Origin of the sequence: Aquirufa originis, assembly GCF_042714495.1 — a bacterium.
Taxonomy (GTDB): domain Bacteria; phylum Bacteroidota; class Bacteroidia; order Cytophagales; family Spirosomataceae; genus Aquirufa; species Aquirufa originis.
Genome location: NZ_JBBKXY010000002.1, coordinates 495,283 through 511,202, shown reverse-complemented (window position 1 = coordinate 511,202; position 15,920 = coordinate 495,283). Strand labels below are relative to the sequence as shown.

General features: G+C 45.5%; 13 protein-coding genes. 9 read left to right on the top strand and 4 right to left on the bottom strand.

Annotated features, from left to right (window positions below):
• Position 1 precedes the first annotated feature (1 nt).
• Positions 2–1,150 (top strand): methionine aminotransferase, encoded by a 1,149-nt coding sequence (locus SKC35_RS07560; protein ID WP_377978781.1) that lies wholly within the window; start codon positions 2–4, stop codon positions 1,148–1,150.
• A 487-nt stretch (positions 1,151–1,637) separates the two neighbouring features.
• Here the strand turns inward: SKC35_RS07560 and SKC35_RS07555 are convergent, their stop codons facing one another.
• Positions 1,638–2,738 carry a glycerate kinase gene (locus tag SKC35_RS07555; protein ID WP_377978780.1) on the bottom strand — a complete coding sequence of 367 codons (1,101 nt, stop codon included), beginning with the start codon at positions 2,736–2,738 and terminating at the stop codon, positions 1,638–1,640.
• 49 nt (positions 2,739–2,787) lie between these two features.
• On the opposite strand from SKC35_RS07555, the gene SKC35_RS07550 reads away from it, so the two are divergent.
• From SKC35_RS07550 to SKC35_RS07520, 7 genes are all read left to right on the top strand, one after another.
• Positions 2,788–3,168 carry a hypothetical protein gene (locus tag SKC35_RS07550; RefSeq protein WP_130922319.1) on the top strand — a complete coding sequence of 127 codons (381 nt, stop codon included), beginning with the start codon at positions 2,788–2,790 and terminating at the stop codon, positions 3,166–3,168.
• Positions 3,169–3,181: 13 nt separating this feature from the next.
• Positions 3,182–3,691 carry a DUF3237 domain-containing protein gene (locus SKC35_RS07545; RefSeq protein ID WP_130922320.1) on the top strand — a complete coding sequence of 170 codons (510 nt, stop codon included), beginning with the start codon at positions 3,182–3,184 and terminating at the stop codon, positions 3,689–3,691.
• A 5-nt stretch (positions 3,692–3,696) separates the two neighbouring features.
• Positions 3,697–4,869: an MFS transporter gene (locus SKC35_RS07540; protein WP_377978779.1), complete on the top strand. Its 1,173-nt coding sequence runs from the start codon at positions 3,697–3,699 to the stop codon at positions 4,867–4,869.
• Positions 4,869–5,930: a 3-phosphoserine/phosphohydroxythreonine transaminase gene (gene serC, locus SKC35_RS07535; protein WP_377978778.1), complete on the top strand. Its 1,062-nt coding sequence runs from the start codon at positions 4,869–4,871 to the stop codon at positions 5,928–5,930. Before SKC35_RS07540 ends, serC begins: the two co-directional genes overlap by 1 nt.
• A complete protein-coding gene (locus SKC35_RS07530) occupies positions 5,927–7,165 on the top strand; it encodes a flavin-dependent oxidoreductase (protein ID WP_377978777.1) in 1,239 nt (412 codons plus the stop codon). The genes serC and SKC35_RS07530 overlap by 4 nt, the downstream gene beginning before the upstream one ends.
• A 4-nt stretch (positions 7,166–7,169) precedes the next feature.
• Positions 7,170–7,553, top strand: coding sequence for a Dabb family protein (locus tag SKC35_RS07525; RefSeq protein ID WP_377978776.1), 384 nt, complete (start codon positions 7,170–7,172; stop codon positions 7,551–7,553).
• Positions 7,554–7,667: 114 nt separating this feature from the next.
• Positions 7,668–8,195: a nuclear transport factor 2 family protein gene (locus SKC35_RS07520; RefSeq protein WP_377978775.1), complete on the top strand. Its 528-nt coding sequence runs from the start codon at positions 7,668–7,670 to the stop codon at positions 8,193–8,195.
• 40 nt (positions 8,196–8,235) lie between these two features.
• Here the strand turns inward: SKC35_RS07520 and SKC35_RS07515 are convergent, their stop codons facing one another.
• Positions 8,236–8,691: a hypothetical protein gene (locus SKC35_RS07515; RefSeq protein ID WP_377978774.1), complete on the bottom strand. Its 456-nt coding sequence runs from the start codon at positions 8,689–8,691 to the stop codon at positions 8,236–8,238.
• 107 nt (positions 8,692–8,798) lie between these two features.
• On the opposite strand from SKC35_RS07515, the gene SKC35_RS07510 reads away from it, so the two are divergent.
• On the top strand, positions 8,799–12,299 hold the full coding sequence (locus SKC35_RS07510) for a family 78 glycoside hydrolase catalytic domain (protein ID WP_377978773.1): 3,501 nt from the start codon (positions 8,799–8,801) through the stop codon (positions 12,297–12,299).
• Here SKC35_RS07510 and SKC35_RS07505 read toward each other — a convergent pair.
• The gene (locus SKC35_RS07505) at positions 12,296–13,096 is read right to left on the bottom strand and encodes an SDR family NAD(P)-dependent oxidoreductase (RefSeq protein ID WP_377978772.1); all 801 of its coding nucleotides are present in this window, start codon (positions 13,094–13,096) and stop codon (positions 12,296–12,298) included. The genes SKC35_RS07510 and SKC35_RS07505 overlap by 4 nt on opposite strands.
• A 66-nt stretch (positions 13,097–13,162) precedes the next feature.
• Entirely contained in the window at positions 13,163–15,892 is a 2,730-nt protein-coding gene (locus tag SKC35_RS07500) for a DUF7133 domain-containing protein (RefSeq protein ID WP_377978770.1), read from the bottom strand.
• Positions 15,893–15,920: the final 28 nt, after the last annotated feature.

The window sequence follows — 15,920 nt, the reverse complement described above, 5'->3', positions numbered from 1 at the left end:
TATGATTTCATTCCCTTCGAAGCAGCCACAGGTTCAGACGACTATTTTTACCAAAATGTCCGCCCTCGCCCTCGAGCACGGTGCATTAAACCTTTCCCAAGGTTTTCCAGGTTTCGATTGTGCCCCCGCTTTGCAGGAATTGTTACAGCATTATGCCAAAGGCCACAATCAATATGCCCCCATGGCCGGTGTTCCCGCTTTACGTCAATCGCTAGCGGCAAAAACGTCGTCTTTTTATAACATCCCTGTCGATGCAGATTCAGAAGCGACAATTGTTTCTGGCGCGACGGAAGCCATTTTTGCTGCCATTCATTGCTGCGTTTCTCCTGGTGACGAGGTCATACTATTCGACCCAAGCTATGACGCATACGATCCCATCGTCCGTTTAGCCGGTGGAATTCCTGTTCATATTCCGCTGAAGGCTTCGAACAATTTTGCGATTGATTGGTCTTCCGTTGCTGCGAAAATTACGCCTCGAACGAGAGCGATTATGGTGAACAGTCCGCACAATCCGACCGGCGCGGTATGGTCAATGGCGGATTTGGATGCCTTTGCAGAGATTGTCAAAGGGACCGATATCCTGATCGTTTCTGACGAAGTATACGAACATATCGTTTTCGATGGCGCACAACATGCCAGTGTTTTATTGCATCCTGAATTGCGCAAACGCAGTTTTGTGTGTGGATCTTTTGGCAAAACCTACCACATCACAGGCTGGAAGATTGGTTATTGCATCGCTCCTACATTCTTAACATCCGAGTTTAGAAAACTCCACCAATGGGTTACTTTTTCGAGCGCAACTCCTTTACAATATGCACTAGCGGATTACCTAAAGGAACCCGTTCACTATCTAGGCTTATCTGATTTTTACCAAAAAAAGCGCGACCTATTCTCCTCCCAATTCATCGGAAGCCGCTGGAAAATCCTTCCAAGCGCCGGAAGTTTCTTCCAATGCCTCGATTATTCAGCCATTTCAGGCGAAAAAGATGTGGATTTAGCCGATCGCCTAACGCGTGAAATCAAAGTGGCCTCTATCCCCGTTTCCGTTTTCTACGAAACCGATCCTGGGGATAAAATCTTGCGCTTCTGTTTTGCGAAAGAGGATGAAGTGCTGGTGGAAGCGGCGAAACGATTAGTCAACGCATATTAGATTCATTAAATTATCAGTTTCTTGATAATTTATGTCCTCATTTTCCATTTTATATTGTTTCTCCAAAAACAATCCTACATTTACCTCGGCCTAAGCGATCGATTAGGTACATCTGTTCCACCCTCCTCAAACAAGTTAATCTAGTCTAATTACTTGTGATTTTTTTGAAACGAAATCAAAATTTTAATTCCAATATCTTTGATATATCTATTTGAACAATGAGATAAATATTTCAACTAACCAGCTTTATATTCATATGAAAAAGTACAAAGAATTGTTTATTACATTAATCTGTGGATTAATGGGAATTTTCACCTACAAGGTTTTACGTTTTATTTTTGAGAGATTTTAATACTATTTATATATTAATCTCCCCTTTACGTTTAAGTAAAAATACTCTCATGAAACGGAGAGAAATGTTTGCAATTCTTCAATCGAAAAAAGAATCGTTTGAAAATGCGACAACCCTAAATAAATGGTCCCAAATTTAATTCAAATACTTTAACGCAATCTCCTCACCGATCTGCTCTAAAACCTCAGCAGCCCTCGCGATTGAATCAGTTGAATCTGTAGAACGGGACGCAATCGTGAACACGTCATTTTCGTCCAAAAACAGGGGGAAATTAGTAGAACTTTCGAAGTCCCCTGAGACCAGAATTGTTTGCTTGAAGACTTTATCGCAGCGTTTTACAACTTCAGAAACTACTTTGCCGCCCCAAGTGGAGGAATCAATCTTACCTTCGCCGGTGATAATGAAATCTGCTTTTAAAAGAGCCCGATTAAAGTGGACTTTGTCCATTATCCAGCTGGAACCAGCAACGATTTTAGCATGTAGGAAATAACGGGCACCTGCTCCTAGCCCGCCAGCTGCACCAGCTCCAGGTTCTGAGGCGATGGATCCGAAGAAGGAAGCGATATTATTTAGACCTTTATCTAATTGTTTAATTACTGTCGCGGTAGCGCCTTTTTGAGCGGCGAAAACGTGGGCTGCTCCATCGCTCCCTGCGAGTGGATTGGTTACGTCTGTAACGACCGTGAATGAACAATTTATGGCCGATGGACTTCCTATAGACGCGATTTTAACTAGATTTTCACCGATGGGTTGAACTGCAGCCCCATCTCCATCCAAAAAGGTCCAACTCATAGCAGCAGCCATTCCAATTCCCGCATCATTTGTGGCAGAACCACCGATGGTGAGAATGATTTGGGTGGCGCCGCGTTGTAACGCATCCGCGATGAGAACTCCAGTTCCGAAAGTCGAAGTTTTAAGTGGATTGCGCTCCTTTATCGTTAAAAGGGCAAGGCCAGAAGCGCGGGCCATTTCGATGTAAGCCATTTTTTGGTCAGCCAGCCATAAATAATCTGCCTGAATGGGACGCATTAGCGGATCGAACGTGTCTATTGAAATCCAAATTCCGCCGTGCAATTGTTGAATCACTTCCAGGGTACCTTCCCCGCCATCGGCGAGAGGGAGGGTGGTGAAAACGGTTTTGGGACGACGTTTCTTAATCCCTTTTTCAAGCGCTTCGCATACTTGCGAGGCAGAAAGAGAGCCTTTGAACTTATCAGGAGAGATTAAAATATGCACAGCGATGGATTTATGCCGCAATTTAGCCACAATTCCTTAAATTTAAGGTATGAGAATACTGACAGCCCTTGCCCTCTTATTTTTGATCTCTGTTTCGTGCACGAATCAACCTGATTTGACCGGTTTCGATGTAGAAAGCTTTAAAAAGGACCGCGGGAGTTGTGGCGGGACGAGAGAAAAGCAGATCGACTGGCTGAAAACGCATAAAATGACGTGGAAGGGGGTTAGCTCGAATGATTTGGAAGACATCCTAGGAAAGCCCGATATTCAACAATTAGCGGACCGAAACCAGGAATATTACGTGTATTTTTTGGAAAAAGGCCCTCATTGTGATAAAATTACAAATCCGTCTCAAGCACGTACGATGGCTTTTCGTTTCAGTGCGATGGGATTAACGACTGAAATTACCTTTCAGCAAGGATTGCCCTGATTAAACTAAACCTATGAAAAAAATTCTATTCCTATTCTTTATGAGCATTACTATGTCCCAGGCCCAAACGGCGCCAGCGCTCGATTTCTTCTGTGAACTGAAAGTAAAACTGGATCCTGCCTTAATCGTGGGCGAAACCCCTCATGGAACTCGCCGTATTATTCCCATTATAGGCGGAACAGTGGAAGGCCCTAAAATCAAGGGGGAAATCTTGAATGGCGGAGCAGATTGGCAAATATTGCGAGCGGATGGAGTGACGGAATTAGAGGCGCATTACCAATTTAGAACGGATGATGGCACCTTAATTTATGTCAAAAATACGGGTATACGCGCTGCCACACCAGAAATTGCGGCGCGCTTAGCCAAAGGCGAAAAGGTAGATGCGAATGAATACTATTTCCGAGCGATGCCTAAATTCGATGCGCCAAAAGGCAAATACGATTGGGTAAACAACAGCCTTTTTGTTTGTACGGGTGAACGCTTGCCTGATTACGTGTTGATTCGTGTTTGGAAAGTAATGTAATGCCGATGAGAGCGATACAAGTACTGATTATTTTGATCTGTTTTCTGTGCAACATGCTCGATGGCATGGATGTGTTGATCATTTCTTATACGGCTCCGGCGATTGCGAAGGCTTGGAGTATTTCCCCGGCGAATTTAGGGATTGTGTTTAGTTCTGGCCTGGTGGGAATGACGGTGGGAGCGATATTTTTAGCTCCGCTGGCGGATCGTTTTGGGCGGAAGCCGTTAATGATTCTGGCGGCGGTGATTATGGGAACCTGTATTTATTTGACGTCCTACTCGACAGATGTGAACGTTTTAATGATTTACCGCTTTATTAGTGGGCTGGGAATCGGGACGATGATGGCGAGTACGGCGGCGATCACGGCGGAATATGCGCCTGCATCTACGCGCGATTTTTGGGTGAGCACGGTGGTGGCGGGCTATCCGGTGGGGGCCGTATTAACCGGCATTTCGTCTGCGAAAATTATCGCAGAAAATGGCTGGGAACACCTATTTGAACTAGCGGGTTTGGCGACTTTTTTAGTGATCCCTATCTTGTTTTTCTTCCTGAAAGAATCCGATGAATTTAAGGCCAAAGCCAAGCCAGAAGACGCCAAGATCAGCGCCTTGTTTACCTCTGAATTTAAATGGAGCACTTGGCAACTTTGGAGCGCCTTGTTCCTCTCCTTTACGACCCTCTATTTCTTGATGAACTGGATTCCGAAGTTAGCCTCTAATGCAGGCCTATCGATGGAATTAGCCATTTATTCAGGAACGATCTTTAATCTGGGAGCCATCGTGGGTATTCCGGTGCAAGGCTATTTTTCGACGCGTTTTGGATTGAAAAAATCGATTGGGGTTCTACTATTAATTACCGCAGTTTTATTAGGCATTTTCGGTCAATTTTCTGGATCTAATTTGATCTTAGTGGTGTTGTTCTTCCTCGGTTTCGGGGTGCAGGGCAGCTTCGTGGGGTTGTATGCTGTAGCGGCGAGAATGTATCCGACCGCGATTCGTTCGACGGGTATTGGCTGGGCGATCGGTATGGGTCGTTTGGGCGGCATTTTAGGTCCGATCTTAGGGGGCATTTTAGTGGGCCTAGGTTTAGGTATGGCTGAAAGCTTTTTATTCTTCGCCTTGCCTTCCTTAATTGCCGGAATTATTACGCTAAAAATTAGTTCCCAAACCATTTCCTAATGCGCAAACACAATTTCTTTCCTGGACCGGCGACTCTTCCCTTTGAGGTTATTCAAGAGGCAGCGGCGGGTTTAGTTGACTACAACGGAATGGGCGTTTCTATCGCTGAAATCAGCCACCGTTCTCCCATTTTCACAGATTTAGTAGACGAAGCGAATACGCTCGTAAAAAAACTATATGACCTTTCGGATGATTGGGCTGTACTTTGGCTACCAGGCGGTGCTTCTAGCCAACTGACGGTTGCTCCCATGAATCTGACGGAACCTTCGGACAAGATTGCCTTTGTGGACACGGGGTTTTGGGCGGATAGAGCTATCGAAGCGGCAGCGAATGAGGCGAATGCCTTCTTTTTAGCTTCTTCCAAAGACACGAATTACGACCGAATCCCTAAAATCACAGACGTTCAAGGCGCACGATATTTACACGTCGTTTCGAATGAGACGATCGACGGAACACAATACCACGCGTTCCCCGACGTCGATGTCCCCTTAGTCGCAGATATGACGTCTGATTTCTTGTCGAGACCTTTGCCGATGGAGAAATTTGGGGTGATTTTCGCATCAGCTCAGAAGAATTTTGGGATTGCAGGGATTACCTGCGTGCTGGTGAATAAGGCGGTTTTGCCGGAGAAGAATAGCCGTAAGGTTCCTAAGATATTTGATTATCATACGCATATCGCCGAAAATTCCCTTTACCATACCATCCCGACTTACCCGGTTTATGTGGCGCTATTGATGCTTCGGTATATTGATAAACAAGGTGGACTAGTAGAAATGCAGCGCTTAAGTCAGCAAAAATCAGCCTTGATTTACAACGAAATCGATAGAAACCCTTTGCTGAAAGGCATTGTGGCTACGGAAGATCGCTCCGTGATGAACGCCTGCTTTACGAGTCAATCGACAGAGATGGATCAGAAGATTAACTTGTTTTTAGAGCAAAATGACATCGTGGGGATTAAAGGTTTTCCTACCAAAGGAGGGTTCAGAGCCTCCATCTACAACGGCCAACCGCTAGCCAGCGTGGCTCATTTAGTCGATTTATTGCAAAACTTGCCCCTATGAAAATACTTATCGCCGGTGGAGGAATTGGAGGTTTAGTGACCGCGATGCGCTTGCATCAGGCCGGATTTGAAGTGAAGGTTTTTGAATCTGTGGAAGAGGTAAAACCACTTGGAGTAGGAATTAATTTACTGCCTCACGCTGTGCGTGTGTTGACTAATATTGGTTTATTATCCAAAGTCTCCGCCATAGCGGTAGAGACTAAAGAGTTAATTTATGCGAACCGTTTTGGGCAGTTTTTCTGGTCAGAACCGCGGGGAAAATTCGCCGGATACCGCTGGCCGCAGTTTTCGATTCACCGCGGGAAATTCCAGGTGATGCTTTGGGAAGAAACCCTGAAAACAATCGGTGCAGAAAACTTGAAAACGAATTGCCATCTGCATTCTTTTGAAGAAAAGGGGGACAAAATCACGGCTACGTTTATCAACAAGGAAACGGGGCAGATCGTAGCGGAGGAAGAGGGAGATATCTTGATAGGTGCGGATGGAATCAATTCCGTTTTGCGTCAAAAATTATACCCGAATGAGGGTGGAGTCGTATTTTCTGGCAATATTCTATACCGCGGAACGGCCAAAATTAAACCCTATCAAACGGGTTCTTCGATGGCCATGATCGGATCAAACAAACAGAAAATGGTCATCTATCCCATAGGCGAACCGGACGCAGATGGGAATCAAGTCATCAACTGGGTAGCGAATGTTCGCGAGCCGGAAGGGGCAAAAATTACGGTGCGTGATTGGAATCGCAAAGTGGAAAAAGGTCCGTTACTGGAACTTTACAAAGACTGGAAATTTGACTGGATCGATGTGCCGGAGATGATCGAAAAAACAGATGGCGGCATCTTTGAATTCCCCATGTCAGATAGAAATCCATTGGACAAATGGTCTTTCTCCCGTGTCACTCTTTTAGGGGATGCGGCGCACCCGATGTACCCCATCGGATCGAATGGCGCATCGCAAGCGATTTTGGATGCGGACGCTTTGGCCTTAGCATTACTTTCAGAAAAAGACGTCATTCAAGCGCTCGTTCATTACGACAAAGAACGCGTACCTGCCACGGCAAAAGTGGTCTTACAAAATCGCCAAAAAGGACCCGATTTCATTATGGATTTAATGGAAGATCGTTTCCCAGCTGGCTTTAGTGAAGCCGAAATTCCGCACGAAGAACTAGCACAAATTATGAATCAATATAAACAAGTAGCCGGTTTTGACATCCAAAGCCTCAACGCAAAAACGTAATACTATGAAAAGACGTCACTTTCTTGCCTCGGCTGGCTTATTAGCGAGCACAGGAACAACGGCCAAAGCAGCGGCTAAAAAACCCTTATTACACCACGTGTTTTTTTGGCTGAATAATCCGAATTCCGAAGAGGACAAACAGCAATTAATTAAAGGCTTGAAAGCGCTGAAAGGCATTCCCTCCATCAAGGAAATCCACATCGGAACATTAGCTTCCACCGAAAAACGCGAGGTGGTGGATACGAGCTGGGATGTGTCAGAACTGATGTTTTTCGATGATGAGGCCGGCCAAAAAGTGTATCAAGATCACCCCATTCACGTCGATTTCGTAAAGAATTATGCCCACTTGTGGAAGAAAGTAATCGTGTATGATTCGGTGGATGCATAGATGAATTTGTTCCCAAATCCGTAAACGGAACAAAAACTCGAGATCGTACTGACTGCGCGAGATAGAAAATCCACTTTCTTTGGCAAAATTATTAACCCTTTAAAAACCAAAGAAATGAAAAAAATCATTCTATTATTCGCACTTGCGGGATCAATCTTCGCTTGTACTAAAAAAGAGGACGGTGCAGCAGCATCTGCAAGCACTTCAACTGATCCTTCCGCAGTTTTAGCTGGAGTTGTTATCGATACTTCCGCTAACGTAGGTTTAGTGATGAAGGCAATTCGTGCGATTGAATCAGGTGATTCTGCGGCTTACCGTGCAACATATGCGCCAGATGTCGTATTTCACGACAATTTAGATTCAATGGGTCTTAATGAAAATATGACCATGTTTAAAACTATGGCGGAAAAAGGCATTAAGTTAAAAGTCGAGATGGGGCCAGTTTGGGAAAATCAATTCGATAAGCCTTCTAAGAAAAAAGGCTATACAAACTATGTCATGAGTAAGAGTACCTTTATCTTCACAAGAGGTGAAAAGCAAACGAAAATGGTCATTTTCGCAGTAGATGCGATAAAAGATGGCAAGCAAGTAGAAGAGTGGTTACACTATGACAGAAGTGCTTTTGTCGAAATTTCAAAATAATTGATTTGGAGCAGCGTCCTGCGGACGCTGCTCCTTTTTTTTACTTCATTTCGCCGTACGGGATGGTGTTTACATACAGCGATAATTCTTTCGCCACCTCTTTCATCAAAATCCAACGTTCTTGATTCGCTAACAGCATAATAGAGATGTTATCCGTTTTCAAGTCTTTCGAGATATAATAGTCTTTGCGCGTCTCGCTATAATAAGCTGACTTATCTTCGATCGTTGTCTCCCGTGTTCTATTCAATAAATCATTGTTAAAACGGCGGAATTTTTCCGGTGTATCTAAGGTTAAAGTGAACCAAAGATTTCTCGTGCTGATAAAAGCAAAAGTCACCTCAAAGTGCTCTTTCCCCTCGTCAGAGGTCACTTTAGAATAATTGACTTTGCAGTTTCCGTTGATGATACGGGCTTGAATGAGTTCTGTTTTAGGTTGTGCAAACGCGCTAAGCGCGAACACAAATAACAGGATGAAGCTAAGTGTTATTTTTTTCATATGGGTTTTATTATACGGCAAGGTAATAAAATAATTCCTCCGTCCTACTCACCCCTAGGACACCGGCTTGCGTTTCTTTTCGTACATTCGAATGAAACCTATTGAATATGAAAAAGTCGATCCTTGCCTGTTTGCTATTTGTCCTTTCATTTGTGGCTCAAGCGCAGTTTTCCCTTCAAAACTTACAAGTCGAATACCAAAAGGCTCCACTCGGACTTGATGAAGCTCATCCCCGCTTTTCTTGGCAGATGAATTCTAGTGCTCGCTATGCAAAACAAAGCGCCTATCGAATCGTCGTACAGACGGAATCTGGCCAAACTGTTTGGGATTCTAAAAAGCAAAGCACGGACATCTCTCTAGGCATTCAATATGCTGGAGAAGCCCTACAAGCGAAAACGGCGTATCGCTGGACGCTGGAGGTTTGGGATTCTGCGAACAAGAAATCGACACAGAACTCCCACTTCGAAACAGGCCTGATGAATCCGGGTTTTGATGCCTGGAAAGGAGCGGAATGGATCGGATCCAATGACCTGACATTCTATTCGCACTATTTATCCGTCTATAAGTTTCAATATGGGGTCCAAATCGATCAAGGATCGAAGGCTAGCTTTATTTTTGGGGCAAACGACCCGCGATTACAGAATCGCAATCTGAATATTCAAGACGTGGCTAGTGGTCCTAATCAATCCTATATTAAGCTGGAATTAGATATTTCCGGGCTAACAAAAACCGATTCTGGCCAAGCTTCTTTCCACATTTACCGGGTAGGTTACGATAAAAAAGACCAGGAAGATCAACCGTTCAAAAGCTTTACCATTCCTTTAGCTCTCATCAATGCAGCGAATCAATCTCAAAAACATACGGTGTTTGCGGAATGCAATTTTGGGGTGTTTGATTTTTACATCGATCAAGTAGACAAGGAACACAAGATTAATCCGACGGACAAAAATGCGAATATTTTTGCGCCCTCCGGCGTGAACCTTAACCCCATCGGTTTAGGCAATAATTTTATCAGTTATCCCATGCTTTCGGAGATTGGATTTGCCACTGGAGCTGGACATTCTGCCCGTTTCTCGGATGTCATCATTCGAAATTTTAGACTCCCTTCGAATCCGCTATTTGAGTCTGAGCAGAACCCTGGATTATGGAAAGATTTACCTTTTGATGGAAAGGCATTTAGCGTTTCTGGAAAATTTAGCATAGCTAATCCAAGCCGTCACGCGGCACCGATGTTGCGCACAGAATTTGCAGCGACTACAGGAAAAACAATCAAAAGTGCCCGCATTTATGCCACGACACGCGGCATTTATGAACTATACTTAAACGGTAAACGCGTGGGTGACGAGTTCTTTAATCCCGGTTTAACCCAGTATAATAAGACGCACACCTACCAGGTTTTCGACGTGACGGCGCTGCTAAACAAGGGCCAAAATGCCTGGGGAGCCTGGTTAAGTGAAGGCTGGTGGAGCGGAAATATAACCTATAGTGGTGATAATTGGAATTATTTTGGTGATCGCCAATCCCTTGTAGCCACACTCGAAATTCGCTATACGGACGGGACGCAGCAGGTCATTCAGACGAATCCTTCGAACTGGAAATCATTCAGCGATGGCCCCATCCGCGTGGGAAGTTTCTTCCAAGGGGAAATATATGATGCTCAGAAAAACGCAGCGATCGCAGGCTGGTCATCCACTAATTTCAATGATAAAAACTGGGCTCCTGCCGCAAAAATCAACTTAGAGGGAACCAGTTTCGCCCTTGATTACCAAGAAATGAAATTAGTAAATCATTTAGATGACCGCGTTACGGTGCAACAAGTATTGCAGGCGAAGTCCATTGCAGAACCTAGAAAAGGGGTTTATGTCTATGATATGGGCCAAAACATGGTCGGCTTCCCTAAGATCTTCATCAAAAACGGAAAGCCTGGCCAGGTCATCACGATGCGCTTTGCCGAAGTTTTATACCCCGACCTAGCCGAATATGCTGGTCAAAAAGGAATGATTATGCTCGAGAATATCCGAGCGGCCCTAGCGCAAGATATCCACATTCTACAAGGTGGAGACGAATACATTCAACCCCGTTTTACGTTCCACGGCTACCGCTATGTAGAGATTACGGGAGTAGAAACAGCTCCTGAACTACCTCAGGTAGCCGGAATCGTGCTTTCCTCCGTGAAAAACATTAGCTCTTCTTACGAGACCTCTGACCCAATGGTCAACAAATTATGGTCCAACATCACCTGGTCGATGCGTTCTAATTTCCTTTCGATTCCTACAGACACCCCGGCAAGAAACGAGCGGATGGGCTGGAGCGGAGACATCAATGTCTTCTCTAAAACCGCGACGATGATGGCACCGGTAAACAATTTCATGCGCCGTCACTTACTAGGCATGCGCGATGTACAACGTGCCGATGGCCGATTCACGGATGTGGCGCCGATGGGCGGAGGTTTTGGCGGAACCTTGTGGGGTAGCGCGGGTATCGTGATTCCCTGGGAAACCTATTTGCAATATGGCGATAAGGCAATGCTGGCGGAACATTATCCAGCGATGAAACGCTATATGACTTTCCTTGATTCCAAAGTAAAGGACGGCATCTTGAACGAAGGACCGCTAGGCGACTGGCTTAGTCCGGAGGGCAATAAAAATGACAATACCCTCTTCTGGATGGCCTACCAAGCGGCAGATTTAGCGATTGTTTCGAAAGCTGCCCGCGTGTTAGGATTTACTACAGAGGCAGATGACTATTTAGCCCAAAGCGAAGCCAAAAAAGTCGATTTCAACGCGATTTACGTTGATAAAGCGACACATAAAACCATCAAATCAGGCGTGAAAACCGGCTTTATGGGCGCTCCAAACGACCGTGCCAGCACAGAGTCGTCTGACAAAGGTTTGCCAATGGATACGCAGGCGTCTTATGCGATTCCTTTGGCATTAAACATCTTCAATGCAACCAATGCCCCCAAAGCAGTAGAACATTTAGTCGAAACCATCAAGCGCTCAAACAAGGATGACCAAGGCGAGGCTCGCCCGCCCTTCTCCTTGATGACCGGATTCATCGGAACGGCCTCTATCTCAGAAGCACTTTCCGCGAATGGCAAACACGACATCGCCTACGGCCTATTGACCACGAAAACCTACCCCTCTTGGTTGTATTCGGTGGCGAATGGGGCGACCAGTATTTGGGAAAGACTGAACTCCTACACGATCGAAAACGGCTTCGGCGGGAACAACAGTATGAACTCCTTTAACCATTATTCATTCGGGGCAGTGGCAGCTTGGATGTACACGCATTCGCTTGGAATTCAGCGCGACGAAACATCTCCAGGTTACAAGCATTTCATTTTGCAGCCTACGCCGGATCCTACGGGAAAGATTACGTATGCTAAAGGCAATGTCGAAACCATGTACGGTAACATAAAAAGCGAATGGACAAAACAAGGCAAGCAAACGACCTACCGTTTCACGATTCCGGCGAATACCTCCGCACAGGTGAAACTACCTAAGGGTAAAATCGTGAAAGGTAGCTTTCAAACAAAAACCAGCGCGGATCGAATGAGCTTCGAGCTAGGCGCAGGGGTATACGAATACGTCGTGGAAGAGAATTAACCGAGGAGGGCCTTCATTTTTTTGGCAATAAAATTCGTCGCATATTCTGGGGCTAAACGACTCAGGTAGTACAGGAATGTAGAATCAGATCCCACCAAAATATGGAAACGATCCGCTTCCATTCCGGCTAAAATGATGGCCGCCGCTTCTTTTGCAGGTAGGGCCGTCATTCCACTCGATTTCCCCTCCATTGCGCGCATATCAACACCAGAATTAGCCGTAATATTGGTGGCGATAGCGCCAGGAAAGACCGTTGAAACCTTGACTTTCGTATCTTTTAACTCGGCATAGAGGCCTTCCGTGAAGAGTTTGACTGCAGCTTTTGAGGCGCCGTAAATGCTTTGACCAGGTACAGGTAAAAAACCTCCCATGCTGGAAATGTTCACCACATGTGCTTCAGGACGTTCAAGAAAATAAGGAAGAAAGGCCTTAGTCAAATAAACGAGTCCGAAAAAGTTTACGTCCATCACCCGCTTCACGAGGTCTAAGGTCAGCTCATTCACTTTCACAAAGGGCTGAATAATTCCCGCATTATTAATCAGTCCGTCCACCTGCCCAAAATGCTGCAGCACTTTTTCTGGCACCGCATTGACCTGTGTAAGATCTGAAATATCGGCTTCGATAGACAAAAAATTCTCCGCTCGAGCGCCGGATAACTGTGCCGTTTCTTCCAAAGCCACTAAGTGAATATCTAGTCCTGCCACCTTGCCTCCGCGGGCAATAATCTGCAGAGCCATCTCGCGGCCCATGCCACTTCCGGCACCCGTAATGACGAATACTTTTCCTGGAATTTTCATTTGATTAGCGTTTGGTTTCCTTCAAATTTACACAGAAAGAGCTCCGTTAACAACCTTTCTTTTTCGCTAACGCAAACCAAAAATCTTCATCGAACGCATCGACCAAGGAGTGACGTCATCCACTGCTGCCGTGACTCCTTCGGCTAATTTCAATCGCATAAACTTTGCCCGCGTGGCTGGCAACGTGATGATGTTGTCGCCCTGCGTTCCTTTCACGTTCGCTTGCACCACTTTCCAATCTGAGCCATTCGTCGAGGCCTCTACGGTTATATTACGTGGATAGGTGTGCGTGAATTCAGGCGTCTCGCCTACCTTTGGTCTTATGCCTTTTTTGAATCCAGAATTGGACGTAAAGTGGAATTCTGAGAAGGTAAATTCCGCGGGAAATTCCACTTGGAAAACCATGTCTTTTTCCTGCGTTTTTCCGGTTGACCAACCCTCGTAATTGAAGGCACTTTTAGGCGATGCATTTCCACCTACGCGAGTCGATGCGGTGTGGGAGGCATAGAATTTCCAGCTTTGGTCCGGAACAAATTCCACCGGTACTTGCTTCAGTAGTGACTCGAATTTATACATCCCCGCCTGCTTGTTTGTGTTCGCCCGAATTGCCGCCACCTGCGCAGGACTAACAAACGACGCGTCGTTCGACAAGCCATTTCGGATATACGAAACCACATCCGCAATCCACTGATCAGACTGCTCTTTCATGGATTGCATCAAGCCACCTGCATAGGTTTTTCCTTCGATAGAACCCTCTAAGCCATGCAAAAGCACGCGAACGGCATATTCTGGATGCTGTTGAATGCGGAAAGATCCTGCTAAAGCTGGCGCTAACAATTTCCCATTCCCCATCGACTTACCCATTCCGTCGTTGCCATGGCATTGCGAACAAAGTTCCGCAAAAACCAATTCGCCTCGTTCTAAAATTCCTTTCTGCTCTTTGCTGAGTTCAGGCGCGTTAAAGTTGCGCGATTTAGGTGGTGAGATAATTTGTTCACCTATTAACTTCACTCCTGCCGATTTATTCGAAACCAAAGTCGTTTTGATGGAAGATTCGTGATTAGGGACCATTAGAAATTTCTGCGTAAATATCGCCTGCATCACCACCTCATTATCCGTGTCTTTCAAGGCTTTATTGTATAAATCCGCTAGCCCTTTTTCGCCGGCTTTATACAAGGTTTCAGAAGCCTTTAATGCTTGGATTCGAATGCGGGGATTTGCATCACTCGCTAAATGAGTAACCGTAGAAACTTTCAAAGCGCCTAAGCCTTCCAAAGTCCAGATGGCATGAATGCGACCATTTACATTTGTTCCCTTCAAAGCCATCGCCGTCAAAGCTGGCACCACTGATTTATCTTGGCGCTGCACCAAAACTTGTTGCGCCATATCTTGCCACCAGCCATTCGGGTGATTTAAATAGGTCACCAAAGTAGCCGATTTGTCATCGTACATCCGCGGCTGTTTCGTATCACGTTTAAAGCCCTCATGACTCACGCGCCAAATACGTCCCAAGCCCACCACTTTATCTAATTTGTATTGCTCGATTTTCGTCCGCAAATAAGATCCCTTGGGTGTCCATTGTCCCTCCTGAATAATCCCGTGGTACATATCTACGATGTACATCGTTCCATCCGGAGCGGTAGCCATATCGATGGGGCGGAACAAAGGATCGGTAGAACGAATGAATTCTGATTTTTGATCTTGGTACACATTATGCAAAGTCGTCAAACCCTCGTTTTTCACGGGGTTGATTTGGCGGACGATACGGGCCACTGGTTCTCCGTAAAAAAGCTGACCGCGCAAAGCAGAAGGAAGACGATCGCCGCGGAAAATATCGTTTCCGGCAGATCCGGTTACCCGATTGAGCGAACCATCTGGCTGGCGAATTTCATCCATTCCTCCCTGCATATCTGACACTTTCACCGCAGCGCCGTAAGGTACCACAAAGCCAGGCGCTAGTTCATTTGGCACTTCAAAATTCCCGTATTGAATCGGGAATTGGAAGTGGGACGGCACACCAGAAGCACCACCTTGGAAGTATAATTTTCCATCATCGTCTTGAGTGATTCCCCATTGGGCACGGTTTGCGCCCGTTTTTTCGCGGATGATGCCGCTAGGCGTTTCTCGGATACGGAAAGCATTATAAGTGGAATAAAGCCAATTGTCCATCCCGTAAAATAAGAAAGCTTGCTGGTGCTCGACGTTACCTGAGCGGCCGTATTTGTTCGTGAAAAACTCTTTTTTATCGGCCTTGCCGTCGCCGTTTGTGTCCGTGTATTTGTAGATATTGTCCTGATCAGACTCCATCGTCAAGATGCTATTTTTCCCATAAGGCAAGACGAAACGCGGGAAGATTAATCCATCCACGAAGGTTGTTCCCGTCTCGTAAATCCCGTCATTATTTTTGTCTTCCCAGCGAGAAATACGGCTGGTAGGTTCTAATTCGTTTTTGGAATCCGCATCAAGCATATAGGATCTTAACTCCAAAACGTACATCCGCCCATTCCCATCAAACACAATTTCCGCCGGCTGCTGAATCTGTGGCTCTGCTAAAACGGGTTGCATTTGATAGCCGGCAGGAAGTAAAAACTTCTTCAACTGTTCATCGATGGTCAAAGGTTGCACCGGAGCTTTGGGCAACAAATCAATCCCTTTCCAGTTCTCATCATTCGGATCTACCCCATCCGGGATTTTCAAGGTATCTACAGAAGTAATACGAGAAGAGGTAGAGTGAAAGGAGGCCAAAAATGCAAGCGTCAGCATCCCCGCCAAAGACAAAAGGGCTAATTTTTTCATAGGTTTAGATTTGCACACAAGGAATACA